The 26183-nt window shown below is 43.7% G+C and carries 24 protein-coding genes and 1 riboswitch; of the genes, 11 read left to right on the forward strand and 13 right to left on the reverse strand.

The features are described 5' to 3' along the window. Positions 1-25 precede the first annotated feature (25 nt). The 4 genes from EMP01_RS08195 to EMP01_RS08210 are packed head-to-tail and all read right to left on the reverse strand — an operon-like array spanning position 26 to position 3528. A complete protein-coding gene (locus EMP01_RS08195; protein WP_129021022.1) occupies positions 26-607 on the reverse strand; it encodes a Maf family protein in 582 nt (193 codons plus the stop codon). Positions 608-620: 13 nt separating this feature from the next. Continuing rightward, positions 621-1574 (reverse strand): geranylgeranylglycerol-phosphate geranylgeranyltransferase, encoded by a 954-nt coding sequence (locus EMP01_RS08200; protein ID WP_129021023.1) that lies wholly within the window; start codon positions 1572-1574, stop codon positions 621-623. 2 nt (positions 1575-1576) lie between these two features. Beyond that, entirely contained in the window at positions 1577-2557 is a 981-nt protein-coding gene (locus EMP01_RS08205) for a chorismate synthase (RefSeq protein ID WP_129021024.1), read from the reverse strand. Between the two features lie 5 nt (positions 2558-2562). Next, entirely contained in the window at positions 2563-3528 is a 966-nt protein-coding gene (locus tag EMP01_RS08210; RefSeq protein ID WP_161971270.1) for a YihY/virulence factor BrkB family protein, read from the reverse strand. A gap of 96 nt (positions 3529-3624) precedes the next feature. Here EMP01_RS08210 and EMP01_RS08215 point away from each other — a divergent pair, with 96 nt between their 5' ends. From EMP01_RS08215 to EMP01_RS08240, 6 genes are all read left to right on the forward strand, one after another. Continuing rightward, positions 3625-4077 carry a MarR family winged helix-turn-helix transcriptional regulator gene (locus tag EMP01_RS08215; protein WP_129021026.1) on the forward strand — a complete coding sequence of 151 codons (453 nt, stop codon included), beginning with the start codon at positions 3625-3627 and terminating at the stop codon, positions 4075-4077. Beyond that, positions 4077-4976, forward strand: a complete 900-nt coding sequence (gene xerD, locus EMP01_RS08220) for a site-specific tyrosine recombinase XerD (protein WP_129021027.1) — start codon at positions 4077-4079, stop codon at positions 4974-4976. Before EMP01_RS08215 ends, xerD begins: the two co-directional genes overlap by 1 nt. Before the next feature lie 73 nt (positions 4977-5049). Then, complete coding sequence (locus EMP01_RS08225; protein ID WP_129021028.1) at positions 5050-5715, forward strand: LutC/YkgG family protein; 666 nt, start codon at positions 5050-5052, stop codon at positions 5713-5715. 3 nt (positions 5716-5718) lie between these two features. Continuing rightward, complete coding sequence (locus EMP01_RS08230; protein ID WP_129021029.1) at positions 5719-6951, forward strand: S-adenosylmethionine:tRNA ribosyltransferase-isomerase; 1233 nt, start codon at positions 5719-5721, stop codon at positions 6949-6951. Positions 6952-7037: 86 nt separating this feature from the next. Continuing rightward, positions 7038-7265 (forward strand): Sec-independent protein translocase subunit TatA/TatB, encoded by a 228-nt coding sequence (locus tag EMP01_RS08235; protein ID WP_237559503.1) that lies wholly within the window; start codon positions 7038-7040, stop codon positions 7263-7265. A gap of 246 nt (positions 7266-7511) precedes the next feature. Next, positions 7512-8702: a lytic transglycosylase domain-containing protein gene (locus EMP01_RS08240; protein ID WP_129021030.1), complete on the forward strand. Its 1191-nt coding sequence runs from the start codon at positions 7512-7514 to the stop codon at positions 8700-8702. Between the two features lie 67 nt (positions 8703-8769). On the opposite strand, the gene EMP01_RS08245 is transcribed toward EMP01_RS08240, so the two are convergent. The 8 genes from EMP01_RS08245 to EMP01_RS08280 form a co-directional block, all read right to left on the reverse strand. Continuing rightward, a complete protein-coding gene (locus tag EMP01_RS08245) occupies positions 8770-9333 on the reverse strand; it encodes a hypothetical protein (RefSeq protein WP_129021031.1) in 564 nt (187 codons plus the stop codon). A gap of 135 nt (positions 9334-9468) precedes the next feature. Next, positions 9469-9891: a thioredoxin family protein gene (locus EMP01_RS08250; RefSeq protein ID WP_129021032.1), complete on the reverse strand. Its 423-nt coding sequence runs from the start codon at positions 9889-9891 to the stop codon at positions 9469-9471. Between the two features lie 92 nt (positions 9892-9983). After that, positions 9984-12452 carry a cytochrome c biogenesis protein CcsA gene (gene ccsA, locus EMP01_RS08255; protein WP_129021033.1) on the reverse strand — a complete coding sequence of 823 codons (2469 nt, stop codon included), beginning with the start codon at positions 12450-12452 and terminating at the stop codon, positions 9984-9986. 23 nt (positions 12453-12475) lie between these two features. After that, positions 12476-12874, reverse strand: a complete 399-nt coding sequence (locus EMP01_RS08260; RefSeq protein ID WP_129021034.1) for a cytochrome c maturation protein CcmE domain-containing protein — start codon at positions 12872-12874, stop codon at positions 12476-12478. A gap of 125 nt (positions 12875-12999) precedes the next feature. Continuing rightward, the gene (locus EMP01_RS08265) at positions 13000-15234 is read right to left on the reverse strand and encodes a helix-turn-helix domain-containing protein (RefSeq protein ID WP_129021035.1); all 2235 of its coding nucleotides are present in this window, start codon (positions 15232-15234) and stop codon (positions 13000-13002) included. A gap of 104 nt (positions 15235-15338) precedes the next feature. Next, positions 15339-15863 (reverse strand): ferritin, encoded by a 525-nt coding sequence (locus tag EMP01_RS08270; RefSeq protein WP_129021036.1) that lies wholly within the window; start codon positions 15861-15863, stop codon positions 15339-15341. A gap of 81 nt (positions 15864-15944) precedes the next feature. Then, positions 15945-16484: a hypothetical protein gene (locus EMP01_RS08275; protein WP_129021037.1), complete on the reverse strand. Its 540-nt coding sequence runs from the start codon at positions 16482-16484 to the stop codon at positions 15945-15947. Continuing rightward, positions 16471-17097, reverse strand: a complete 627-nt coding sequence (locus tag EMP01_RS08280) for an RNA polymerase sigma factor sigma-70 region 4 domain-containing protein (protein ID WP_129021038.1) — start codon at positions 17095-17097, stop codon at positions 16471-16473. The genes EMP01_RS08275 and EMP01_RS08280 overlap by 14 nt, the downstream gene beginning before the upstream one ends. A gap of 153 nt (positions 17098-17250) precedes the next feature. Between EMP01_RS08280 and EMP01_RS08285 the strand changes: the two genes are divergently transcribed. From EMP01_RS08285 to EMP01_RS08300, 4 genes are all read left to right on the forward strand, one after another. Next, positions 17251-18198 (forward strand): ribose-phosphate pyrophosphokinase, encoded by a 948-nt coding sequence (locus EMP01_RS08285; protein WP_129021039.1) that lies wholly within the window; start codon positions 17251-17253, stop codon positions 18196-18198. A 143-nt stretch (positions 18199-18341) separates the two neighbouring features. Beyond that, positions 18342-18926 (forward strand): 50S ribosomal protein L25, encoded by a 585-nt coding sequence (locus EMP01_RS08290; RefSeq protein ID WP_129021040.1) that lies wholly within the window; start codon positions 18342-18344, stop codon positions 18924-18926. Between the two features lie 462 nt (positions 18927-19388). Next, positions 19389-19503, forward strand: a riboswitch (SAM riboswitch). Between the two features lie 137 nt (positions 19504-19640). After that, complete coding sequence (locus EMP01_RS08295) at positions 19641-20825, forward strand: trans-sulfuration enzyme family protein (protein ID WP_129021041.1); 1185 nt, start codon at positions 19641-19643, stop codon at positions 20823-20825. A gap of 125 nt (positions 20826-20950) precedes the next feature. Next, positions 20951-22198, forward strand: a complete 1248-nt coding sequence (locus tag EMP01_RS08300) for a homoserine dehydrogenase (protein WP_129021042.1) — start codon at positions 20951-20953, stop codon at positions 22196-22198. An 82-nt stretch (positions 22199-22280) separates the two neighbouring features. Here the strand turns inward: EMP01_RS08300 and fusA are convergent, their stop codons facing one another. After that, positions 22281-24428 carry an elongation factor G gene (fusA, locus tag EMP01_RS08305; protein ID WP_129021043.1) on the reverse strand — a complete coding sequence of 716 codons (2148 nt, stop codon included), beginning with the start codon at positions 24426-24428 and terminating at the stop codon, positions 22281-22283. Positions 24429-24689: 261 nt separating this feature from the next. Here fusA and EMP01_RS08310 point away from each other — a divergent pair, with 261 nt between their 5' ends. Then, the gene (locus EMP01_RS08310) at positions 24690-26120 is read left to right on the forward strand and encodes an L-serine ammonia-lyase (RefSeq protein ID WP_262707775.1); all 1431 of its coding nucleotides are present in this window, start codon (positions 24690-24692) and stop codon (positions 26118-26120) included. Positions 26121-26183: the final 63 nt, after the last annotated feature.

Raw genomic sequence — 26183 nt, forward strand, 5'->3', positions numbered from 1 at the left:
GCCACAAAAATAACAATTCAAATATTTATACGGCGAAAATATTCCAGTCGGTCAGGACATTAGCCAGTTTGTTGACCGGCAGCCCGATGACATTATAAATGTCTCCGTTTATATGAGATACGCCAATAAGGCCGATCCATTCCTGGATCGCATAGGCCCCGGCTTTGTCAAATGGTCTGAATTTTTCAATATAGTAATCAATCTGCGTATCCGTAATCGGGTTGAAGGTTACGGATGTGATACTATGAAAACTCTGCGCAGCTTCACCTTTTAACAGGTATACTCCGGTAATAACACGATGCGTTTTGCCGGACAGTTTCTGCAATATCTTTTTGGCATGTGCAGCATCATCAGGCTTGCCTATGATTTCATCTTCCAGTACAACCACTGTATCTGCAGCGATAATAATGGCGTCAGTAGCTTTTTCTGATAACAAAGCTTGTACGGCCAGGGCTTTCTCACGGGCTATATATTCCGGAACCTGATCTATAGGTAAGCTTTCCGGAAAGGACTCATCTGTATGGGCCACGACAATATCAAAAGTATAACCGGCATCGCTGAGTAGTTGTTTTCGTCGGGTAGAGGCAGAGGCAAGAATCAGGTTCATGTACGCAGAATTGTTATTGAATAATGTAATATAAAATGAGGGTAAAGATACCTAAAAGCATCAGAATCTTTAAGTATTTACTGTAATAGGCAAAGTGTTTCTGGGTAAGAGATTTGCCAATATTAATGCCCAGGTAGATCATAGGGAAGGTCAGTGCCAGCAGGGCATAGGCTCCTAGTACCCACCAGGAATGCATAAACAGGTATGCAGTTGCCATCAGCACCGGGATAAGGGTCAGTGTGGTCAGTATCCTGATGAAGAGGATTGTTTTTTGCAAACCTATCCTGATCGGCATGGTTACACAACCATCTTCCGCATCGCCCTTAAAATCTTCCATATCTTTAATGATCTCCCTGATCCAGGTCAGCATAAAGGCAAAAAAACTATAAACCAGTAAAATCCATACCGGGTTCAGCTTCATAATACCTTCGGAGGTCTCTAGCAGTACAGCAGAAATGTAGCGTTGTGCTAAAGGCTCATATGCAATGAAAATTGCAATAGACATGGCAGTGAGTATGGCTACGACTACATTGCCGATCACATATTGCCGCTTAAAGTGTGTGGAGTAAAACCAGAGCAATATCGTAGAGATAAAAGGAATGGCGAATGCAGCCGGACTTTTTAACTGGTAGGCCAGTAGTGCAGCAATGATCAGCCCTGCTACATTACAAAAGTTATGCAGCAGTATAGCTACTTTAGGATTTATATCCTTACCGATCAGGGATTTCTCCGGACGGTTAATCGCATCGATCTTCACATCAAAGTAATCATTGATAACATACCCCCCTGCAGCGATCAGCACTGTGGAAAGGCTAAGCAGTAGTGCATTTGCAGCATCAAGGAATAAAGGCTGTCCTGTGATCCCGGATAGCGGCAGCAACAGGCAGAACCAGATCAGCATCTGCGTGCCCCATACAATAAGCAGGTTAGGCAGGCGCACCAGTTTGGCAATTTCAGAAAAAGTCATTTTTAAATTCTTGCTTTATGTAACATCATCAGGTCAACCAGTACGAGGGCTGCCATTGCTTCTACGATCACGGGTGCACGAAGGGCAACACAAAGGTCATGTCGTCCTTTTACAGAAAAGGGTTCAACTTGCTGAGTCGCCTGATTAAAAGTCTGTTGTTCTTTTGGTGTAGAGGCAGTCGGTTTGAAGGCCAGCCTGAAGCTAAGGTCATTACCATTAGAGATGCCTCCTATAATACCCCCTGCATGATTGGTACGGGTATGCCCGTTTATATCCAGGTAAGCATCATTATGCTCCGAGCCCATCATCCGGGCGGCTGCAAAGCCTGAGCCGAACTCAATGCCCTTTACAGCAGGTATAGAGAACATTGCCTGGGCCATACGGCTCTCTATACTATCCCAGAAGGGTTCGCCCCAGCCAACAGGTACATGCTTAATCGTACAGGATACGATACCGCCTATGCTGTCTTTAGCCGCAATAGCTTTCTCCAGTGCTGCATCAATATCCTGCAGGCCACCGGCTTCGGTAACAAGTGCTTCAAAAGTAATACTGCCCAGGATTTTTTTGGCAATTACACCAGCGGCTACAATACCAGTCGTAAGCCGCGCACTGAAATGGCCGCCGCCCCTGTAATCTTCAAATCCGCCGAATTTTTCATGTGCTACAAAGTCGGCATGTCCCGGACGGTAAACGTCTCTTTGCTTGGTATATGCCTCAGATCGGGTATTATTATTCTCAAATAAAATAGTGAGTGGTGCACCGGTTGTATACCCGTTAAAATAACCGGACACGATCTGTGGAATATCTTCCTCAACCCTTGGTGTACCGCCTTTCTGTCCTCCTTTTCTGCGTGCCAGATCCGGAAGAAAGTCGGAGGTCTGTATGGCTATACCTGCAGGTACATGATCAAGGGTAACCCCAACCAATGGGCCGTGCGAGGCGCCAAAAACCTGTATATTGAAAATAGTATTGAAACTATTCATGTCTGCTATTCAATTAATGATTTTGATCCAGAGGAGTCTTTATAATGTTGTTCCAGGTGCTCTTTGAGCAGCAGGCGGTCACTATATTCTGCATATGTTGTGGGCTGTATCCTCAGTCCCTGTTCCTCCATGTATGCCCGGGTAAATTCGGCCCCAAAGTAAAGAATTAAAGCGGAATAGTAGATCCAGAGCAACAAGATAATTACGGAACCTGCTGCTCCGTACAAACTCGCTATAGTACTGCTGCTGATATACAGACCGATCAGGTATTTACCCAGGAAGAAAAGCAGGGTAGTAATGATGGCCCCCGGCAGTACCTGTGTCCAGCGAATTTTTACATCGGGCAGCATCTTAAAGATCACCATAAACAGGAAGGTCAGTATCACAAATACAAAACCGGTATTGACACTATCCAGCAAGGCAACCGGTATGAAAGGAAGCTTGCTCATCATAAATTTACCAAACCCCAGCAGTAGTGCATTCAGCACAAGAGATACGAGCAGTAAGAATCCAAGCCCAATGATCATGGTAAAGGAAAGTGCACGGGTGATCAGCAGTTTGATAAAACCTTTCTTGGCTTTGGCCCGTACGCCCCAGATCATATTGAGCGAATCCTGTATTTCTGCAAAGATCCCTGTGGCACCAATCGTCAGTACTACAATACTGATGGCAGTAGCCAGTCCGCTGTTTTTCTGGAAATTTATCTTAGACATTACCTCCTGTATCTGGAATGCCGTGTTGGGGCCTATATACTGCTGCAATTCTAAAAATAGCCGGCCTTCCAACGCTTTCTGCCCGTAGAATGTACCACCGATAATAATGATAAGGAGCAGCATGGGCGGCAGTGAGAAAATAGTGTTATAAGCCAATGCAGCACTGAGTTTGGTAGCACGGTCATTGGCAAAGCCATTGCCGGCATTAATGAGTATGCGCCAGTATTTCTTCAGTATAGGAATAGCTTTTCTTCTCATTAACAGTAAAATTATACTATTAAAGTTAAAATGTGATACATTTGCCATTAGTATATATCTTAATGTTTATTAAAATATTGTTGCCAGCCTAGTGTTATGAAGTTAGAAGAAGTGTTGATGACCCAGACTATCCGGGACAGTTTCCATAAAGTTTGCCTGAATGTTATTTTCTCTGGTATCTGGATAGACCAGAAGATGTCTCCTATGTTTAAATCACATGGTATTACCAGTGCACAGTACAATGTACTGCGCATACTTAATGGCAGCAATACCCCGCTTACCGTAGCCTCTATACAACAACGTATGTTGTTTAAAGCATCTAACGTAACACGTATTATAGATAAACTGCTGGATAAGGGGCACATTAAAAAAGAGATGAGCAAGGTAGACAAGCGTGTCGCGCTGGTAACTATTTCTGTGAAGGGAAAGGAGTTCCTGGATATGCTCACGCCTAAAGTACTGGACCAGGAGCATGCGATAATGTCTAAAAATCTTACCGAAGAGGAAGCAATGCTGCTTTCCGACCTTATGGATAAAATGCATGACTAATGCTGGCTGCAGATTATATTACCGGATTTAAAGCCTATCTGCAACTGGAGAAGTCTTTGTCTCAAAACTCCGTTCAGGCTTATGTACACGATGTACAGCTTTTGTTGCAGTTCCTGGATCGCAAATACCCGGACATAAGGTTTGAAGCCATAGAATTACATCATCTTTTATCTTTCCTGGAATCTATTAATGAAGTGGCTATGGCCGCTACATCTCAGGCCCGTATTGTGTCCGGGCTAAAATCTTTTTTTTATTTCCTGCTTGTAGAACAGGTGATCAGTACCGATCCTACCACTTTCCTGGAGACCCCCAAGATTCAGCGAAAGCTTCCGGATGTATTGAGTCTGGAGGAAATCAATCTTTTGTTTGAACATATCGATCATAGTACTTTTGACGGGCAACGTAACCGTGCTATACTCGAAACCATGTACAGTTGCGGACTGCGTGTTTCTGAACTGATCGGACTGAAGATATCGAACCTGTATATCGATGCCGGCTTTATTCGAGTTATTGGTAAGGGAAATAAAGAGCGCCTGGTGCCCATCGGTGATGAGGCGGTCAAGTATATTAACCTGTATAAAGACCATATCCGTAAACAAGGAAAAATTGTCAATGGATTTGAGGATATACTGTTCCTGAACAAACATGGGAAGGGGCTAAGTCGTGTCATGATTTTCCTGATCATCAAAAAAGCTGCAGCCTCAGCAGGTATTCAGAAAAATATCTACCCCCATACTTTGCGCCACAGCTTTGCGACACATCTGGTAGAGAACGGAGCAGATCTGCGTGCAGTACAGGAAATGCTGGGTCATGAGAGCATTACCACAACAGAAATATACACCCACCTGGACCGCAATTTCTTGCAACAGACATTACAGAAATACCATCCCCGTTTTTAAATACGCTGTCTTATGCAGCATTTCCCCTAATTTTGCAGGTCCTGATCACTGATAATCCTTTTCAATACCGATTATGGCCGTATTCAAAACCTCAAAAGCGAAAGAAAATATCCTGAAGCGGGTGCGTGCAGCACTACAGGATGAAAGTGTGCGTAAGCCATTCCCGGAATTAGATAATATTCCGCCGGTCAATGTATATGCCCCTATGGAGCAGGTCAGCCCGGAAGAGAACTTTGCGTATGAATTCAGTAAATCGGGCGGAAATTTTGTGTACTGTAGTGATGAAGACGATTTCAGCGTACAATTAAGAGAGCTTGCACTGGCAAAACAATGGAAGGAGATCGTATGTGCCCCGGCCAATATCTTTACCTTCCTTGTACATAAACAATTGAATTTTGTCCGTGATCTTAATCTATGGAATACCCAGGCCGATGCCTGTATTACTGAGTGTGAGGCTGCGGTAGCCCGTACAGGAAGTCTGCTTTTTAGTAGTAAACAACCTTTTGGCCGTACAGCACCTATCTATTTTCCCGTACATATTATTGTTGTATATCCGCATAATATTGTCGATGATGTAGATATTGCCCTGAAGCTGATGCAGAATAAGTATGGGGTACATAATATGCCTTCTATGATCAACCTGAATACCGGTCCAAGCCGTACTGCAGATATTGAAAAAACACTGGTTACCGGTGTACACGGGCCTAAAGAGGTCTATTGCTTTTTTATCAATCAATAATTAATGCACCCTAAAGATATTAACATCGCGGCATACCGTTACGGACTGCCGGATGAGAAAATTGCCAAATACCCCTTAGCGCAGAGAGACCAGTCTAAGCTGCTGGTGTACCAGGATGAAGCTATTACCGAAACTGGTTTCGGACAATTACCAGAGTTTATTCCTTCAGAGAGTATGATGGTCTTTAACCAGACCAAAGTGGTACATGCCCGACTGTTGTTTCAAAAACCGACCGGGGGCAAAATAGAGGTATTCTGCCTGGAACCGGATGCTCGCTACCCGGATATACAGACTGCAATGTCAGAGCGGGAGCAAGTCTACTGGACTTGTTTTCTCGGTGGTGCAGGAAAGTGGAAAGAAGCTCAGGTACTGGAACTGAAGGTTTCTGAGGAACTGATGGTCTTTGCCGAAATGGTACAGAAGAATCCCGGAACGTATACCTTAAAATTATACTGGAATCAGCCGGAGCTGAGTTTTGCAGAGATTTTGCACCTGGCCGGTAAAGTGCCCTTGCCACCTTACCTGAACCGTGAGGCAGAGCCGGAGGATGAACAAACCTATCAGACCATATTTGCCAAAGAAGAGGGTAGTGTTGCTGCACCCACTGCTGCCCTGCATTTTACCGACTGCATTCTTGAAGGGCTGGGCCAAAAAGGAATTAAAGAAAATTTTGTAACCCTGCATGTCGGCGCCGGAACCTTTAAGCCGGTAAAGAGCGAAACGATGGAGGGGCATGAAATGCATGCAGAGTGGATAGAAGTAACCCTGAGCTGTATAGAACTGCTTTTACAACAACTTCAATCGGCTAAGCCACTTATTGCCGTAGGTACAACTTCCTGCCGTACGCTGGAAAGCCTGTACTGGATCGGCGTATTGCTGCACCAGGGGCATACATTGGATGAGGTTGCGGTAAGCCAATGGATTCCTTACAGTACGGAAACCGATCTTACTGCCGTAGAAGCCTTACAACAGATCATCAACTATCTGTATGAGCGCAACAGTAATCGGCTGGTAACCAAGACGCAGATTATTATCGCACCGGGGTACCGGTTCCGGATGATTGATGGTCTGGTAACCAATTTTCATCAGCCGGAGAGTACTTTGTTACTCCTGGTTTCTGCCCTTATCGGTCCGGATTGGGAGAAGGTATATACTTATGCACTGGAGCACGATTTCCGTTTTCTGAGTTATGGAGACAGTAGTCTTTTGTGGAAACGGAGGTCTAAAACGGGTTAGATTTTTTGTTAAAGTTTGTGTATTTGCAGAATTTATCACTTAATTTTGCTTTATTATTTTATAAATACTTTTAAAATTCGAGCGAGATGGCAATATCTTCATTAAATCCGGCCTTATTAATTTCTATGCCAAGCGGCGGCGAATGGTTGTGGATCGTTTTGGTAGTAGTTATTTTATTTGGCGGCCGTAAGATTCCTGAGCTGGCAAAAGGCATAGGAAGAGGTATTAGAGAGTTCAACGATGCTAAGGAAGGTGTGAAAAAAGAGATCGAAAGCGGCATCAATGAAACACCTAACGCTAATCAGAACAAATAATAACGTATAACGTACGTACATTTTAGGTAAAACCGGGTAAGACTTATATCAATATAAGCCTTGCCCGGTTTTAATTTTTTATTATTTTTTTTACAAAAAAATTGTTATTATTGTATTAGAATTAATGCATCGGTATTAAACAATGCCGATGTATTTCGTTCTAATGAAGTGTATGGATTCGGGTTTGTTTATTATATCAAAAATAAGCTTGCTGGAATTGTTTTTTAACCGATTAAAATAGTAAAAATGCCTTGGAAAAAGATTTTTTGTGCGGTGATGATGTACGTGCCAAGTGTAACTTTTGCACAAAAGAAGGTAAAAGAAGACAATAAACCCCTCGCAGAAAATGTATCTCCCATGAAAGCTGCTGCTCCGAAACCCTTGGAGAAAACAGCGCAACCAACCAACCTGACACCCGCATCATTAACCAAAACAAACACGCCGACAACTGCGGATGCGCCGCATAAGCTTACAGAGCGCAGCCGTAAAGAAAAAGGAGATCAATACGTGCCTATAGCTGGTGAGATCGCCTATTTTGGAAAGAATAATGATTATGTACTGAATTATGTCAAGAACTATTATCAGAATAACATAAGACATTTCAGTACCATTAAGCAAAGAAGCAACCGCTACTTTAAAATTATCGACCGTACTTTCGACAGAAGGGAAGTGCCACTGGAGATGAAATATCTCTGTGTGATCGAATCTGCCTTTAACAGCAGTGCCACCTCTCCTGTAGGAGCAGTAGGTCCATGGCAGTTTATGCCGGCTACCGGACAGTTTATGGGCCTGGTAGTGAATGAAAAAGTAGATGAGCGTAAAGACTGGGGTAAATCGACCAACGCAGCTGCTAAATATGTAAACTATCTGTATGATCAGTTCCAGGACTGGTTACTCGTAGTTGCAGCATATAACAGTGGCCCGAGACCCGTAATGGATGCAATTAAGAAGACCGGTAAAGCAGATTTCTTTGCAATTAAGAAATACCTGCCTGCCGAAACGCAAAACCACGTTATGGCTTTTATTGCAACGGCTACGGTGATGGAGCGTATGGAAAATTATGTAGGAAGCAGCTTACCGGGCAACTTTAACTGGAAGTGGTTGAATGTAGGCCTTGACAAACCTGGTGCTGCCGCAGATTCAATGCCTGCAAAACCTAAAAACCCATTGCTGTTACGTTTCTCAGAAGAGGAATTGAAAACAATGGCGATCGTGGAAATCAAAAAACCGATCGATATGGATGTGCTGGCCAATGTACTGCAGGTAGACCGCAGGTTGCTGGGTAAATGGAACTATGACTTCTACAGCTTTGTAGATGATTTTAATGCCGGAGAAAAAGTGAAATTCCACTTACGTATTCCTAAAGATAAACTGGATACATACCTTGAGAAAAAGGACTTTATCGAAAGACAAAAAACAGATTTTAGCAATTTGTAACGCAACAAATAAAAAAGAAAGCGCGGAACTGATTCAGTTCCGCGCTTTCTTTTTTATCATTTAAGGATTAGAATCTTAAAGTGATACCCGCATTAGCCGGGCTCAGGTTGTCATAACCAACTTCCGCATAAACAGCGAATTTAGGGTTGAAATAGTATCGCGCCCCAGCTTTACCTATGATCACCGGAGTTACATCGGTAGCATCAGCAAAGTTATCGCTCACGATATTTACACCAACACCAACACCTGCATATACGTCCAGTTTAGACACAGGGATGAGTTTGTTGAAGTGATAATAACCCATCGCTGCCAGTGTAGTTTCTACATAACCGTAGCGGTCACCTCCAAACTTGTATGAACCGGTACCCACGCCACCTAAGAAACCGATACCGATTTCATTGGCCACACCGTGTTCATATTTTACATACAACGGTGGTAAGCCCATTTTGTAGTTACCGTATACATCCGGTACGCCAATACCGATAGAAAGCAAGCCGGTGCTTTTACTGAAAGAACCACTGTTTCTTGTTTTGTAAGGTTGGCTGTAAAAGCCTCTTTTTTGTGCATAGGTAGATACGCTTGTACCTAATACCAATGCCAGGGCAGTTATGGATAATGCAATTTTTTTCATAAAAAATAATGTTTGTTACCTGCAAAACTACGACAACGAGTGTCAATATAGAAGCCCTACTTTGCAAGTAAAGGGTTAAACTTTCTTAATTAATTGATAATATTCTGCTGATATTCTGTATTTTAAGAATACGAATTACCAATTGCTGTATTTCTTTAATGTGTCCGTAACGGCTTCAATGGCATGAGCGCGGGTAATGCGGCTCTTTACCTGCAATTGCTCATCGCAGATGACGAGCATAGGGAATACCCCATCCGGGTTCAGCACCTCTGCCCAGGCATCATTCAATTGCTTGTCTTCAGGAGGTAATTTTTTACGTTGCGGAAAGTCTGCATTATAGTATACATAATAGGTGTTTATTAATTGCTGTATACTATCCTTTTGCAGGACATGGTTATTAAAGTAGTGGCAATGGCTGCACCAGTCTGAACCGGAGAAGTACACTGCTATGTATTTATGCTCCTTACTGGCCTGCTCTGTAAAGCGGCTTAAGTGCTGTTTGTCCGGCGGAGCCATCAATAGCAGAAGACTGATTAATCCTGATATAAATGTGCTCATTGTAATACAAGGTTATTTGTCAGCAATTTACGCATAAAATGGGCCGGAAGCTATGCTTCCGGCCCATTTTATGAAACGTTAACGATTATATATTAAGCGGCATTAATTCCTTTTCTAGCCCATAGGCTGATAAAGAAGCCGACAATCATAATAATGATACCCAGCCACAGTAACCATATCATCGGGAATATCAGGGCTTTCATCACGATGTAATCATCCTGTTGTGCTCTTTGTCTGATACCCAGGGTAATGGTTTCCTTGATAGGATCTATTTTATCTACTTTAATAAAAGTACCGAGTGCATTCAGAGAGTCATATGCAGTACCGGTCTCATTACCTCTTACAAAGAATACAGGCTGTATCGTACCCACACTGCCGTTTACATCATAACCGTGCAGGTTGATACCAACGGGCACATCTCCTTCGGTTTTGGTGTAATTCTTGTTACGGATATTCGGGTCAAAGTCTTCGAATACAAAGTATCCGTTGCTTACATAAATACTGTCTCCTTTTTTAACCTCCAGCGGATGGTAAGAGCTGGTATCGGTTTTGCCTTTAGGATCCGGGGCAGAGGTGATGTATACGAAGATATCTCTGTTCCAGTAATGGCGAGCATCCGGGTTAGAGCTCAGGCCTTCCTGACCTTTAGCATTGATGAATGCATCCGGGTAGAGCATAAATGACTCTGTTGTTGCTCCGGTTTTAGGATCTGTTTTTTCGAAACGTAAACGGAAGTAAGTGATCGGCGGATCATTTTTAGTATCCGTACTATCGCCCAGGTAACGTACCATATAATCGCCCATTGGTAATGCCGTATTGCGGTATAGCATAACGTTGTTACGGCTTTCCTGAGCATTTTCTTCGAAGGTTTCCTTACCGAAGTTCATTACCTTACCGCTGATGTCTTTAGAGATCACTTCCTTCTTGTATGAAGAGAACAGGATACCCAGCAGCATCATCGCAAAACCAATATGGGTTACCGAACCACCGGCTTTCTTCAGATTGCCTTTCTGTGCAGTAAACAGGTAGTAGATATTGCCGAACAGGGCGTATAAAGATACACACAGGTACACCATGTATTGTACATGAGCAATCTTCTGCCAGTTAATCACCCATAGGCTAATAGCCAGGGATAATAACATCAGGATACCGGTTACGGTCCAGAACTTTTTCAGGTTACCCGATTTCTTGAATTTCAGGAATTGAGTGGCGCCGGTAAGCAGGGCAATAACAATGGCAAACCATACCTGTATATTGTTATAGTAAGCTTCCCTGTTGGTCGGAGGAGCGATGTCCGTTCCGAATATCTGTTTGTATAAAGGTGCCCAAACCGGGAGAGAAGTAGCGGCAATAATCTGAATAGAACTTAATAAGAAGGCTATCGATCCGATCAGCATCCAGAATTCACGGCTGCTGGTCTCTTCTTCACCTGCGATATGAGGCATTTTGCGCCAGCGACCGATCATCAGTGCAATACCCCAGATCAGCAGAATAAAGATAGCGATCAGCAGATGCCATTTCATAGAAGCACCTTCACCGGTAAAGGCGTGTACAGAAGTGTCGCCCAGTATACCCGTACGGGTAAGGAAGGTAGAATACCAGATCAGTACATACTGAAGTATAAAGAAGATAAGGGTTATTTTCAGTGAGCGTCCCGTACTCTTATAGATCAGTAGGGTATGTAGTCCGGCAATCACGATCAGCCATGGCACTAGCGAAGCATTCTCCACCGGGTCCCATGCCCAGTAACCACCAAAGGTAAGACTCTCATATGCCCATGCTCCACCCATCATGATACCTGTGCCTAATATAGCACCGGTAGCCAGGGTCCAGCGTAAGGCCGGGTTGATCCATGTTTTATATTCTCCTTTCCATAAGGCAGCAATGCCGTAGGCAAATGGAAATAAAGTGAGCGCAAAGCCCAGGAACAGTACTGGAGGGTGGATTACCATCCAGTAGTTCTGCAGTAAAGGATTCAGGCCCTTACCGTCCGTAATAAACTCCATGTAATTGGCCTGGCGGAAGATAGGGGCATCCTGCATTTCATTACGCAGCAGGGTGAAGGCAGAGCCTCCGATCTTGGTATCGCCAAAGTAAATGCCCAGCTGTAAGGTACACAGTATAGCCTGTACTACCAGTACAACGACCATTACACGGCTTTCCCACTGTTTGCCACGCCACAGTACGAAGAAGCCCAGTACGGCATGCCAGAAGGTCCATAGCAGGAAGCTACCTTCGGAACCTTCCCAGAAACAGGCCAGCAGGTATTTAGCCTTAAGACCTATAGAGCTGTGCTTCCAGGCATAATGGTACTCGAATAAGTGGTTTTGAATAATGTAAAAGAGGGTAATAAAAATCCCGATGACAGCAAAGGCGTGCAGCACATAGCTCATACGGGATAGTTTCAGCCAGCTCAGACTAAGGTCTGGCTTTGAGGTTTCAAATTTAGTAACCTGCAGGTAACTGAATAAAGAAAATAAAGATGCGACAAAGGAAAATACCAACAAGAACTGCCCGATCTGCCCAGGCAATAAATGTTCTCCTGTAAATGTTTGTTCCAAGATTAAAGGGATAAAAAGTGAAATTAGGCTGGCTTGTTGGCAACAACGACCTGGTCGTTTTCGTATTTAGACGGACATTTCATCTGAATTTTTTCACAGTGAAATTCGTTGTCTTTTACGAAACCGGTCATGACCAGCTGCTCTGAGCGCTCAAAGTCCTGAGGTTTGGTGCCGTTAAAGATGACACGCAGCGGCTTGCCTTTCTGATCTTTTGCGTAGAATACAAATTTGTTGGCATCTACCTTTGGATCATACTCCATAGCCTGGCCTTTATCTAATGTGCCCATTACGACAAATGTGTTGCCTGGCTTTTCTGCCGCAGAGGCAAAGGTTTCATAAGTGCTGAAACTGCCAAATGAGGATACAATAACGCCAATCGTAACTGCAATCAAAACTAAGACAATGATACTTGACTTTTTCATGTTTAAACCTGAATTGAATATTTGTGCAAAATTAACTCAATTTCGGCGAGTCTTGAGGCATTTTTAATAGCTTTTCTCTATAGGCTTTTTTTTGCTGACAATTCCGTGACAATGTGTTTTTAGAATCAGGACTGGTGCATATTACGGGCCTCATATGCTTTTCCGATTTTGAGATCATTGAAGCTGTAATCAGCGCCCAGCATCTCTTTAAGTTCTGTTAAAGTTTTATGAGGGTTATCTTCCAGGGCTTTGCGGACAGCAGAAAGCTTGTCCTTGCTCAGGAGCTGTTCTGCTTCAATAGTGCCATCGGTAACACAGTCGGCCAGGTGGCCAAATATGGTATTGACACTCATATTGCGTGTTTCGGCAATCTTTTCGATAGACATACCTTCTTTGAAGAGTTCCAGGCTTATCGCTTTGGACTGGCCCTTTTCTGCCTTAGGTTTAGGCTCTGCATCAGCAGCGGTAGCAGATGCTGCGTCGATCGGTACCGGAGCAAACATTTTATGCACCTCCTGCATTACCGTGTCCATATTCAGTTGTACAGAAAGTCCCATAGCCACTGCCGCAGCCTGCTCGATCTGTATCTGTTTGCGCTCCAGCGCTTGTATCTGTGCTTTTACCTCGCTGATGTATTTTTTTGTTTTCTGTTTTACCCGGTATGCTTCGGCATGTTGTCTTACTGCCTTCAATACAGTGGTCAGTTTATTCAGGAACCAGCCCGCACCCGCCTGTACACGATCATTTAATTGCTGATAACGGTTGGCATCATTCAGGTTCAGTAACTGATGGATCTGGGGCACGAATCTCCTGCCGGTCTGCTCCATTTCTTTAACCAGGTTCAGCATCTCCAGGGCAAATTCAGAGGCCTCTTCTTTTTCCGGTATCGCACGCCTGATCATATCCTTGGTGAAATCCAGCCAGAGATCATAAGCCTCTGCCAGGTCAAATGCCTGTGCAATGGCCTGTTCTGCAAATATTTTCTGGCTCATGCGCAACTGGTTGTCCAGGGCGTCTTCGGGACTTTCGTTTTGGGCAAAATCAATAATCCGGGGATCGGTATTGATACTGGCCGGAGTGATCTTTGATTTCAGCACCATGCCATCGATCCGGGTAAGCCGGCTGAGCGCCACATATACCTGTCCGGGAGCGAATGATTGTCCGGCATCGATAATGGCCTTTTCAAAGGTAAGCCCCTGGCTTTTATGGATGGTTACTGCCCAGGCAAGGCGAATAGGGTACTGGGTATAAGTGCCCAGTTCTTGTTCCTTTATTTCATCGTTTTCTTTATCGAAATCGTATTTGATATTTTTCCAGGTCTCTGCCTCCAGCACCAGCAGGTCCTCTTCATTGGGGAAACGGACGGTTATATGCTTTGCATCTGCATCGATCTGCTCAATGGTGCCGATTTTACCGTTGTAAAAACGCCTGTTCTCACCCTTGTCATTTTTGATAAACATAATCTGGGCACCGGCTTTCAGTACCAGTTGTTCATCGACAGGGTAGGCATTCTGAGGAAATTCGCCCGTGATCTTTGCCTCAAATACAACAGGAGCCGACATGAGTTGCTCCAGGGCGCCCTGGTTTATTTCATCGGCCTTGTAATTGTGCGTGGTCAGGGTAATGTAGGCCGAATGGGCATCGGGGATAAAGTAAGGATCGTAATGCTCATTCAGGATCTCCAGGTCCTCTTCATTGCAGGTATTATTGCGCACATTGTTCAGGATCTTAATAAAGAGCTCATCGCTTTGGCGGTAAATCTTTTTCAGTTCAATGTATACCGGCTCAGCTTCCTTCATGACCAGTGCATCGAAGAAAAACGGCGAATTATATACTTCCTGCAACTGCTCCCATTCCTCGTCTTTCACAACAGGCGGCAGCTGGAACATATCACCGATAAAGATCATCTGCACTCCGCCGAAAGGCGTGTCCGGCTTATATCGTACCATTCGCAGCAGAGCGTCAATCGCATCCATTGTATCGGCCCGCACCATAGATATCTCATCTATAATCAGGGTATCGAGACTCTTGATGATATCACGTTTAATACTGGTCAGTTTAGCTTTTGCAAAGAGTTGGTTCTTGTTGTATACATTGGCATAAGCACCGCCCCAAACCGTTTTGTTGGTGGGGATATAAGTGCCGAAGGGTAGATTGAAGAAAGAGTGTATTGTTGTACCACCGGCATTAATAGCCGCCACACCTGTAGGGGCGATCACGGCCATACGTTTATGGCTATGTTCCTTGATATGCCTTAAGAAGGTGGTCTTACCCGTTCCGGCTTTACCGGTCAGGAATATAGGTTGGTTGGTCTGGTTTACAAAGGCTACTGCTTTCTCAAAAATACTATTCGGCTCCATTACGGTCTTTGTCTCTGTTGGAAATACTAAAAAAGATGTCAGTGTAGCATTACCCCTGACATCTTGTTGTTTATTGATTTGATATTGTTTTACTTAAGCGATACTTATCCCGCTGCGTTATTATCTTTACTGACCGCACTGCGGAACAGCAGGATGTCTTTGTCGAAAAGGTAAATACCACCCTTGTCATCGCCCACCAGTTCCAGCTTATCATTCAGGGTACGTGCCAGTGCTTCTTCTTCCAGTTGCTCGGTTACATACCATTGCAGGAAGTTATGTGTAGAAAAATCTCTTTCCTGTAAGGCCAGGCCCACCAGTTCGTTGATACTTTCAGATACTGCGATCTCATGTTTCAGGAATTCTTCAAATACACGTTGCAGAGATTGAAATGTAATATTAGGCTGTTCCAGGCTAGGAACGATTGCAAATCCACCACGTTCATTAATATAGCGAATCAGTTTCAGCATGTGTACACGCTCTTCATCACTTTGCTGATAGAAGAAGTTGGTAACACCATCCAGACCGGGTTGAATTTCGGCCCAGCTGGCCATTGCGAGATATGCTTGAGAAGATGCTGCTTCCATAGCGACCTGTTTGTTCAGGGCATCTTGCATTGTTTTCGATAACATATATTTTCTTGTTTTAGTGCGTGTACAAAAATACGTTTTTTTGCTGAGGGAAAGGTACAAAAAAACTGCTGTAATCTTGAATTAGCCTTTCTTTAAGAGTTTCAGATAACGCTGTAACTTTTTCTCTTTAGGCGGGTAATCTTCCACATCGGGCAGGCGCATGCTGATGATCTCGGCCAGTTGTGTGTAGTGCGTCGCAGGGATATGTTTTGTAGCGGTTTCGGCATAGCTCGGCAATTGATTGACCGGACTTTTCAGTACCTCATCCAGCAGCAGGGCAGTAGTCGTATCTGTATAGTGCTGCTCCTGCGAGAGCATCGCCAGCATACGTACATAAGCATCTCTTGCAATTACCGAAGGACCATCTGCAATAGCGGCAAAAAGACCCAGGTGTTCGAAGATCGCTTCTTTGTCCAGGTGCGCACACATACTGATGAGCATCATTACGCCCCATTTCAGTTTCTCAGGACCTTCTTTCGCTTCAGTAAAGAGTTGAGGGAAATAGGGTACAATGACTTCCGGTTCCCGTTCTGCAATAATCTTCAGGTCTTTCAGGGCCTGAATCTTAATGGCAAATTTGCTTTGGAATAAAGCGTCAAACAGATGCTTATAAGGATCCATATACTTCCGTAATCGTGGTTAATTCGTTTTTATAATATTGATTGAGCTGGACTAAAAGGTCAAAATGAGCTCTTTTCCTGCGCTGACTCACGGCCGATTGCCGGATGCGGAGCCAGTCGGCGATTTCCTGCTGGCTTTTTTCAGGAAAGATGATGCTGAGTTCAACAATTTCAGCTTCCAGTACAGACCATTCGTTCATACTGACCAGTGCAAAATCCAGAAGGAGATTGAACTGGCGGTCGAATGAGGTATTGGCCGATTGCAGTGCAAAGGTAGCCTGTTTGGGAATACGCTCTTCTGCCTTCCAGTTGCTGTAATCATATGCTGTTCCGGCTCCATTGCGCAACGATGATCCGGTTTGCTCTTCTGTACCCAAACCGATGGAGAGGGCAACATCCAGATCCGGTACCTGCCGGAAGATTGCTTTGATGCAAATTGCCGTCCACAGGGCATCCTGTGCCGCTACTTTTAAGAGTAGGGCATTGCCACCAAAAATCTCCCAGTGTAGCGGGGGCAGACCAAAGCTGCTGAGGTACTGCTTCAGTTTAAATAACCACACATTGGGGTTTACTTTCCAGGCATTCAGTATTTTGCCGCTGATGATCGCAATCACAGGCTGAAAATAGATTTATTTTACCGGAAAATAACAGAAATTATTTGGGCATTTGATGCACATATTGTTCCTTCGCTGGTCCTCCCGATTTTTCTTGATTTTATTTAAGAAATATATGTACCTTTGCACTCAATTTTCTAAAAAGTTGATTTAATGCAACCATCAGTAAAAATCTTTTCGGGTACCGTGTCCCAATATTTGGCGGAAGCAATTGCCAAAGCAGCAGGAAAGAAACTAAGTGAAGTAAGTATTCAGAAGTTTAGTGATGGTGAGTTTCAGCCGGTTTTTAAGGAGTCCGTACGTGGAGATCATGTTTTTTTAGTACAATCTACCTGTGCTCCTACAGACAACTTAATGGAGTTGTTGATGATGATCGATGCTGCACGCCGTGCTTCTGCAGGTTACATCACTGCGGTAATTCCTTATTACGGATTCGCCAGACAGGATCGTAAAGACAGACCGCGTGTATCTATCGCGTCTAAATTAATTGCTAATCTGTTAACCGAAGCAGGTGCAGACCGTGTAATGACTATGGATTTACACGCTCCGCAGATCCAGGGTTTCTTTGATATCCCGGTGGATCACCTGGACAGTTCAGCTATCTTTATCCCGTATATCGAGAACCTGAAACTGGACAATTTCATTTTTGCTGCTCCGGATGTAGGCAGTACCAACCGTGTAAGAGAAGTAGCCAGCTACTTTGGTGCGGAAATGGTAATCTGTGACAAATACCGTAAAAAAGCCAATGAAGTTGGTTCTATGACGGTAATCGGAGATGTAAAAGGTAAGAATGTAATCCTGATCGATGATATTTGTGATACTGCAGGTACGCTGTGTAAAGCAGCTTCCATCCTGATGGAAAAAGGTGCATTGAGTGTTCGCGCATTCTGTACACACCCTGTATTAAGCGGTAAAGCATACGAAAACATCAATAATTCTGTACTGGAAAAATTGGTTGTATGTGATACAATGCCTCTGAAAGGAACGTCTGATAAAATTGAAGTACTGACTAGTGCGCAATTATTTGCCATAGCCATCAAAAATACTTTTGAGAACAAGTCTATTACAAGCTTGTTTGCACATAAACCAAAACTGGTTTAAGTAAGAATATAAACTACGTGTTTAACAACAAAATCTGGTGAAGCCCTGGGGGCAAAAAAATAAATTTAATATTCATCACGATTCAGCTTTAGACGTTTGCCAGAATACCGTTTAACACTGAAAAGTACAAGTTAAAACAAATTATGAACACAGTTGTTATCGAAGGACAATTGAGAACTGACTCAGGCAAGAAAGCCGCTCGCGATCTGCGTAGCCAAGGTAATGTATTAGGCGTTATCTACGGTGGTAAAGAAGAAGTACACTTCTATGCTCCGGTATTAGCATTCCGTTCTCTGGTGTACACTTCTGCATTCCAGATTGCTGAAATCAAAGTTGATGGTAAAAGCTACAAAGCGATCGTTAAAGATCTGCAATTTGATGTAGTAACTGACCGTCTGAACCACATCGATTTCCTGGAGCTGGTTGAAGACAAGAAAGTAATCGCAAACCTGCCTTTCATTTTTGAAGGTCAGCCTGCCGGTGTTAAAGCGGGTGGTCGTCTGCAATTACGTCTGAAAAAAGTAAAAGTACGTGCTTTCCCTAAAGATCTGACTGAAGGTATTAAAGTTGATCTGACTAACCTGGAACTGAACGGTAACTTACGCGTTGAAGATATCGCTGCAGGTAACATAGAAATCATGATGTCTGGCCGTCAACCGGTAGCATCTGTAGTAATGACTCGTGCACTGCGTCAAGCTGAAACTGAAGCAGCAAAAGGTAAAAAATAATCAATCTAACATTGATATAGTAAAGCGCAAACCATACGGTTTGCGCTTTTTTAATGCCCTTTAATCAGGCTATCTGTGTATAAAGCGAATAGATCCACCTTTGGTCTGAAATTCAAGGTCAGAGATGTATTTGTGCCCATTATTACCTGATCTTGCTTTCATACGTATTAAGTTCAGATCTATTATCATTTTAAGTGTAAGCTGGCAAAATCCTGCATATTATTGAGGAAAAGCAGATGTATGTACTGAACTCCTGAGCCAATTGATGGACATGCAGCAGTGTTTTTTTTGCTACATGTATATTCTATTTATTTGTTTGTAATGTATTGACTATTAATCATTATGTATATTTTGTTTGGTGTTTCTACCAGTCTCCTTTACTGATGTGAAAATATTTTTCAGAAAAAAAATTTGGTGGATTGAAATCTTTGCTATTACCTTTGCAGCAGTTCTTTAAAAAATTACTTATTCAGAAAGGTAGAGGGATATGGCCCGATGACACCTTGACAACCTGCTTTTGCCTCCGGGCGAAGTAAGGTGCCAACTCCAGCTCGCAGCAATGCGGGAAAGATAAGTTCAGAATTCTTGCAATCAATAAACGTACGATATTGAAAAGCGCTTCTGACTATCAGGAGCGCTTTTTTCATTTTAGGCGCTTCTGTGAGTACACTGCATAAGTGATTTATTTTTTAACCTGAAAAAAATAAAATCACAATGAGTATCAACACAACACAACTGATTCATTCTCTTCCAGTAGACCCATTAACCGGCTCTATCTCTGTACCCATCTACCAAACAGCAACATTCGTGCAGGATGCACCTGGTGTACACAAAGGCTTTGACTATGCCCGTTCTAACAATCCTACCCGCGCGGCGCTGGAGCAACTCGTTGCACATCTCGAAGGAGGAACAAATGCTTATGCATTCGCAACCGGATTAGCTGCTATCGATGCGGTACTGAAGCTGTTAAGTGCCGGAGATGAGATCATTGCGGTAGATGATATCTATGGTGGCGCTTATCGCCTGTTTACACATGTATATGCCAAATTCGGTATCAAAGTGCACTATGTCGATACTACCGAAGCAGATAATGTACTGCAGTATATCAATGAAAAAACAAAGCTGATCTGGCTGGAATCTCCTACCAATCCTACTTTGAAAGTTTCCGATATTGAGCGCATTGCTGCAATTGCAAAATCCTTCAATGCACTGGTTGTAGTAGACAATACTTTCGCTTCTCCGGTGGCACAACAGCCATTCCAGCTGGGAGCAGATATCATCATTCATAGCGGTACCAAATACCTGGGTGGGCACTCAGACCTGGTTGCCGGACTGGTTGTGGTAAACAACACAGAACTGGCAGATCAGATCAAATTTATTCAAAACGCATCCGGCGGTATTTTAGGACCGAATGATTGTTGGCTGCTGATCCGTGGTATTGAAACACTGACCCTGCGGGTAACCCGTCAATGTGAAACAGCGCTGCAGGTCGCTACCTTCCTCGAGTCGCATGATGCTGTAGCTACTGTATACTATCCGGGTCTGAGCAGCCATAAGAATCATGAAATTGCGGCCAGACAACAAAACGGCTTATTCGGAGGTGTTATATCCTTCACCCTGAAAGAGGATACTGAAGCGGCTGCCAATGCGCTGGTGACCAATACGCAATATTTCAAACTGGCTGAGAGCCTGGGTGGTGTGAAAAGCCTGATCTGTTCTCCTCCGCAAATGACGCACAAATCTATTCCTCGTGAAAAACGTTTGCAGTCCGGTGTTGCCGACTCCCTGATCCGCATCAGCTGTGGCATTGAAGAAGCCGAAGACCTGATCAAGGACCTGGAGCAAGCCCTGGTAAAAGCACAGGTGAGTGCTACAGTAACTGCCGCACAAGCCGTTTAATCTTCCTTATATATAGCAGCGACCGCATAGCTTAACCGGCTATCGGGGTAGTGAGTACACTACCTTAGGGGATCTACATGCCTGACGGTCGCTTTTTCTTTACTTTTTTAATATTTAATACAACAATGAGCCATAAAAAATTAACCATAGGCCTTTTCGGATTCGGAGTAGTAGGAGAGGGTATATATCGTGTACTGCAGGATACGCAGTCCTTAAATGCAAGTATAAAAAAGATCTGTATCAAGCATATTGACAAAGAGCGTAATGCACCGGCAGCGTTATTTACAGACAATGCAGATGAACTGCTGAATGATGAAGAGATCAATGTAATAGTAGAGTTGATTGATGATGCGGATGCTGCGTATAGCATTGTTACCAAGGCACTCCGCCAGCATAAATCTGTAGTATCGGCCAATAAAAAACTGATTGCGAATCACCATCAAGAGCTGATTAGCCTGCGCGACGAGTTTGGTGTATCCTTCCTGTACGAAGCGGCTGTTTGTGGCAGTGTACCGGTGATTCGTAACCTGGAGGAATATTATGATAATGACCTCTTATCTTCTGTTTCGGGTATTGTAAATGGCTCTACCAATTACATCCTGACGAAGATGAAGGAGGAGCAACTGCCTTATGAAACGGCCCTGAAACAAGCACAGGAACTGGGTTTTGCAGAGAGTGATCCTACCCTGGATGTGGAAGGTATAGATGCCGTGAATAAGCTGACGATTATACTGAAGCATGCTTATGGTATTAATGAGATTCCGGAAGATATCCTGTACAGCGGTATTACCCAGATCCATGAAAGGGATATTCAGTACGCGCAGGAAAAAGGATTTAATATCAAGTTGATTGCACAATCTATACAGGTTGAGGCCGGAAAAGTCGCTGCATTTATCTTACCCACATTTGTAGACCAGGAGAACCGCCTGTTCAGTGTACGTAATGAGTTTAATGGTGTACTGATAGGAAGTAAGCTGGCCGATGAGCAATTCCTGTACGGGAAAGGTGCCGGTCGTTATCCGACTTCTTCAGCTGTCCTGAGTGATATTGCAGCACTGCGCTACGATTATAAGTATGAGTATAAGAAGACTGCTCTGGGCATTCAGAATGAGCTGAGCAATGAGGTGTATCTGCAGGTATATGTTAGTTTTGAATCCTGGGATACTATAGAGAAGGAACATTTTGTAGCTATCGAGCAGGTGTTCAAAAGTACTGCCCGCAACTATATTATAGGTACGGTAAAGCTGGATACCTTGCATAATGCAGAATGGTTCTACGATAAAAATGTATCGGTTATTGCTTTGGGAACCGGCGTGATTACCGATGGGGAGCTGGTACATAATGCCGCTTCTGTACTGGAACTGGCACAATAGAATTACCGGCTACTTAAAATGAGTGCATAATAAAAATAGCGATCCGAAACCGGATCGCTATTTTTATTATGCATTAAGGATATTAATCTTCAGATTTACGTCCTTTTGCTTTTGCGATTACTTCTTCCTCAACGTTTCTAGGAGCCTGAGCGTAGTGGCTGAACTCCATTGTAGAAGATGCACGACCAGAAGACAGGGAACGTAATTGAGTTACATAACCAAACATTTCGCTCAATGGAACTTTTGCTTTGATTACCTGTAAGTTGTTACGGCTATCCATACCTTCCAGCATAGCGCGACGACGGTTCAAGTCACCTGTAACATCACCCATGTATTGGTCTGGAGTCAGCACTTCTACTTTCATGATTGGTTCCAGGATGATTGGCTTAGCCTGACGACCAGCTTCACGGTAACCTTGTTTCGCACACAATTCGAATGACATAGAGTCAGAATCGACCTGGTGGAAAGAACCATCAAATATTCTTACACGCATATGCTCTACAGGGAAACCTGCCAGAACACCAGCACCCATACAAGATTCGAAACCTTTCTGGATAGCAGGGATAAATTCTTTAGGGATAGATCCACCGAAGATGTCATTTACGAACTGGAAAGTACCTTTACCTTCAGCCAGGAATGCTTCATCAGCAGGTCCGATTTCAAACTGGATATCCGCGAATTTACCACGACCACCAGATTGTTTTTTGAACACCTCACGGTGGCTGATTTGCAGTGTGAATGCCTCTTTATAAGCAACCTGAGGAGCACCTTGGTTAACTTCAACTTTGAACTCGCGTTTCATACGGTCAACGATGATTTCCAGGTGTAACTCACCCATACCGCTTAATACAGTCTGACCTGTATCTTCGTCAGATTTAACGCGTAAAGTAGGATCTTCTTCGATCAGTTTAGCGATCGCCATACCCATTTTATCAACGTCAGCCTGAGTTTTAGGCTCAACAGCGATAGAGATTACCGGCTCAGGAATAAACATGTTTTCCAGAACGATAGGGTGTTTCTCATCACACAGAGTATCTCCGGTTTTGATATCTTTAAAACCAACAGCAGCTCCGATATCACCAGCTTCGATGAAGTCGATAGGGTTTTGCTTGTTAGCGTGCATTTGCATGATACGGGAAATACGCTCGTTTTTACCGGAACGTACGTTCAGTACATAAGAACCTGCATCCAGGTGACCAGAGTATGCACGGAAGAAGGCCAGACGACCTACGAATGGATCGGTCATGATCTTGAACGCCAGTGCAGCAAATGGTTCTTTCGCATCTGGTTTACGGTATAATTTTTCTTCAGGATTGTCAGGGTTAGTACCTTCGATCGCTTCGATATCCATTGGTGAAGGCAGGTAGCGGATTACGCAATCCAGCATTTTCTGAACACCTTTGTTTTTGTAAGAAGAACCACACAGCATTGGAATAATGCTCAGGTCAATAGTAGCTTTACGGATTGCTTCGTGGATCTCTGCCTCAGAAATTGAGTTTGGATCTTCGAAGAATTTCTCCATCAGTTGATCGTCATATTCAGCAACCGCTTCAACCAGCTGAGCTCTCCACAGTTCTGCTTCTTCTTGCATATCAGCAGGAACGTCACCTTCAGTATAAGTCATACCTTGAGTGTTATCATCCCAGATGATAGATTTCATAGTAACCAGGTCAACCACGCCTTTGAAGTTATCTTCAGCACCGATTGGCAATTGCAGTGGAACTGCTTTTGCACCCAACATATCTTTAATTTGCTGTACAACCATCAGGAAGTCAGCACCGATACGGTCCATTTTGTTTACGAAACCAACACGTGGTACACGGTAACGGTTTGCCTGACGCCATACTGTTTCAGACTGAGGCTCAACGCCATCAACTGCTGAGAATAAAGCAACCAGACCATCCAGTACACGCATAGAACGCTCTACCTCAACAGTAAAGTCAACGTGACCCGGAGTATCAATGATATTGAATTTATATTGTTTTGAATCAGGAACAGGTTGGCCCTGTACAGTAGGGAATTTCCAGAAACAAGTAGTTGCAGCTGAAGTAATGGTGATACCACGCTCTTGTTCTTGTGCCATCCAGTCCATGGTAGCACCACCTTCGTGTACTTCACCAATTTTGTGGTTTACACCAGTGTAATATAAGATACGTTCTGTAGTAGTGGTTTTACCGGCATCAATGTGTGCGGCAATACCAAAGTTGCGCTGTAAGCGTAAATCTGCCATAACAGTTTAGATTAAAAAAATTTATTTGATAAATTCAGGCTGCAAAGGTAGTATTTAGTATTTATATGAGAAAATATTATTTTATTAGTGTATTTTCTTCTTTACATTGACCGTTTGGTACATAACCGGTGGGCTGCATCGTTTGTCTATACTATATAAATTAAACAGTATCAGATCATTACAGACATCTTTCATAGATAAAATAAATAAAATTGTTTTGTGGGATCATTGTTTTAATTTTGGATCGCTAAAATTATCTGCTTGAGTACTAGAGAGAATATATCTGTTTTTGACATGTTTAAGATCGGCGTAGGGCCGAGTTCGTCACATACCCTTGGACCCTGGAGAGCCGCATTACAATTTCTGGATACGCTTCAGCAGCGTTATGGGCTTTCGTCTGTAAGTGCAGTGAGTGTAATGTTATATGGTTCACTTGCTAAAACAGGGGTGGGGCATGGAACAGATGTCGCTGTAATACTTGGTTTATGTGGTGCCGATCCCGTAACCTTCGATGTAAACCAGATCTATCCTACGATTGATCAGATCGCTGATAGCGGTATCATGAATCTGGGTGGTGTACAGGAAATCCCTTTCCAGCCTAAGGATAATGTTGTCTTCCTGATGAATGAGAGCCTGCCTTTCCATCCCAATGCCCTTACTTTTTTATGTACCCTCAATGACGGTACACAGGTTGCAGAGACCTACTATTCTATCGGTGGCGGTTTCGTGGTGCAGGAAGGTGTGAGCGGTAATGCCTCATCTGAAGTAGAGTTGCCATTTATTATCGAAAAATCGCAGGACCTGCTGCACTGGTGTATTAAGACCGGTTTGAGCATTTCGGAGATCGTACATGAGAACGAACTGGCCTGGAGACCTGAACGGGAGACCCGTGATGGTGTACTGAAGATATGGGAAACAATGAAGTCCTGTATATACCGTGGTTGCCATATTGATGGTAAACTGCCCGGTGGGCTGAATGTAAGCAGAAGAGCGGCTAAACTGAATGCACGCTTATTACAGGGTAGCAATTATAATAATTATGAAGAATGGTTGCAGGCGATCCAGGAAAAGCCCGCTTCCTTTCAATATATCCTGGATTGGGTAAGCTGTTTTGCCCTGGCGGTAAATGAAGAGAATGCTTCGTTCAGCCGTGTGGTAACCGCTCCGACTAATGGTGCTGCCGGTGTAATTCCTGCTGTGCTGATGTATTATATTGCATTTTGTAGCGGCAATGATGCTGATAAAATTTACCACTTCCTGCTTTGTGCCAGTGAGATTGGCTCCATATTCAAGAAAGGAGCAACCATTTCTGCTGCAATGGGTGGCTGCCAGGCAGAGATCGGAGTATCTTCTGCGATGGCCGCAGCAGCATTGACCGAAATGCTGGGTGGTAGTCCGCGTCAGTGCATGATGGCAGCAGAGATTGCAATGGAACATCACCTGGGACTGACCTGCGATCCTGTAGGCGGCCTGGTACAGGTGCCTTGTATTGAACGCAATACCATGGGGGCAATTAAGGCAATTACAGCGTCTCAACTGGCCCTCCAGAGCAATCCGGACAATGCAAGAGTATCTCTTGATGCGGTAGTAAAAACCATGTGGGAAACCGCACTGGATATGAATACTAAATATAAAGAAACTGCCGATGGCGGCCTGGCTACGAATATCAGCCTTGCCCTGCCAGAGTGCTAAACTATTATAATTTAAAAAAGCAGCCACCGAAAGGTGGCTGCTTTTTTATGCACATAATTTTTT

It is taken from the genome of Edaphocola flava (genome assembly GCF_004118155.1).
Classification (GTDB): Bacteria; Bacteroidota; Bacteroidia; order Chitinophagales; family Chitinophagaceae; genus Edaphocola; species Edaphocola flava.

Coding starts and splice junctions, on each gene's coding strand:
- EMP01_RS08195 (WP_129021022.1), bottom strand. CDS start 607: ATGAACCTGATTCTTGCCTCTGCCTCTACCCGACGAAAACAACTACTC.
- EMP01_RS08200 (WP_129021023.1), bottom strand. CDS start 1,574: ATGACTTTTTCTGAAATTGCCAAACTGGTGCGCCTGCCTAACCTGCTT.
- EMP01_RS08205 (WP_129021024.1), bottom strand. CDS start 2,557: ATGAATAGTTTCAATACTATTTTCAATATACAGGTTTTTGGCGCCTCG.
- EMP01_RS08210 (WP_161971270.1), bottom strand. CDS start 3,528: ATGAGAAGAAAAGCTATTCCTATACTGAAGAAATACTGGCGCATACTC.
- EMP01_RS08215 (WP_129021026.1), top strand. CDS start 3,625: ATGAAGTTAGAAGAAGTGTTGATGACCCAGACTATCCGGGACAGTTTC.
- xerD (WP_129021027.1), top strand. CDS start 4,077: ATGCTGGCTGCAGATTATATTACCGGATTTAAAGCCTATCTGCAACTG.
- EMP01_RS08225 (WP_129021028.1), top strand. CDS start 5,050: ATGGCCGTATTCAAAACCTCAAAAGCGAAAGAAAATATCCTGAAGCGG.
- EMP01_RS08230 (WP_129021029.1), top strand. CDS start 5,719: ATGCACCCTAAAGATATTAACATCGCGGCATACCGTTACGGACTGCCG.
- EMP01_RS08235 (WP_237559503.1), top strand. CDS start 7,038: ATGGCAATATCTTCATTAAATCCGGCCTTATTAATTTCTATGCCAAGC.
- EMP01_RS08240 (WP_129021030.1), top strand. CDS start 7,512: ATGCCTTGGAAAAAGATTTTTTGTGCGGTGATGATGTACGTGCCAAGT.
- EMP01_RS08245 (WP_129021031.1), bottom strand. CDS start 9,333: ATGAAAAAAATTGCATTATCCATAACTGCCCTGGCATTGGTATTAGGT.
- EMP01_RS08250 (WP_129021032.1), bottom strand. CDS start 9,891: ATGAGCACATTTATATCAGGATTAATCAGTCTTCTGCTATTGATGGCT.
- EMP01_RS08260 (WP_129021034.1), bottom strand. CDS start 12,874: ATGAAAAAGTCAAGTATCATTGTCTTAGTTTTGATTGCAGTTACGATT.
- EMP01_RS08265 (WP_129021035.1), bottom strand. CDS start 15,234: ATGGAGCCGAATAGTATTTTTGAGAAAGCAGTAGCCTTTGTAAACCAG.
- EMP01_RS08270 (WP_129021036.1), bottom strand. CDS start 15,863: ATGTTATCGAAAACAATGCAAGATGCCCTGAACAAACAGGTCGCTATG.
- EMP01_RS08275 (WP_129021037.1), bottom strand. CDS start 16,484: ATGGATCCTTATAAGCATCTGTTTGACGCTTTATTCCAAAGCAAATTT.
- EMP01_RS08285 (WP_129021039.1), top strand. CDS start 17,251: ATGCAACCATCAGTAAAAATCTTTTCGGGTACCGTGTCCCAATATTTG.
- EMP01_RS08290 (WP_129021040.1), top strand. CDS start 18,342: ATGAACACAGTTGTTATCGAAGGACAATTGAGAACTGACTCAGGCAAG.
- EMP01_RS08295 (WP_129021041.1), top strand. CDS start 19,641: ATGAGTATCAACACAACACAACTGATTCATTCTCTTCCAGTAGACCCA.
- EMP01_RS08300 (WP_129021042.1), top strand. CDS start 20,951: ATGAGCCATAAAAAATTAACCATAGGCCTTTTCGGATTCGGAGTAGTA.
- fusA (WP_129021043.1), bottom strand. CDS start 24,428: ATGGCAGATTTACGCTTACAGCGCAACTTTGGTATTGCCGCACACATT.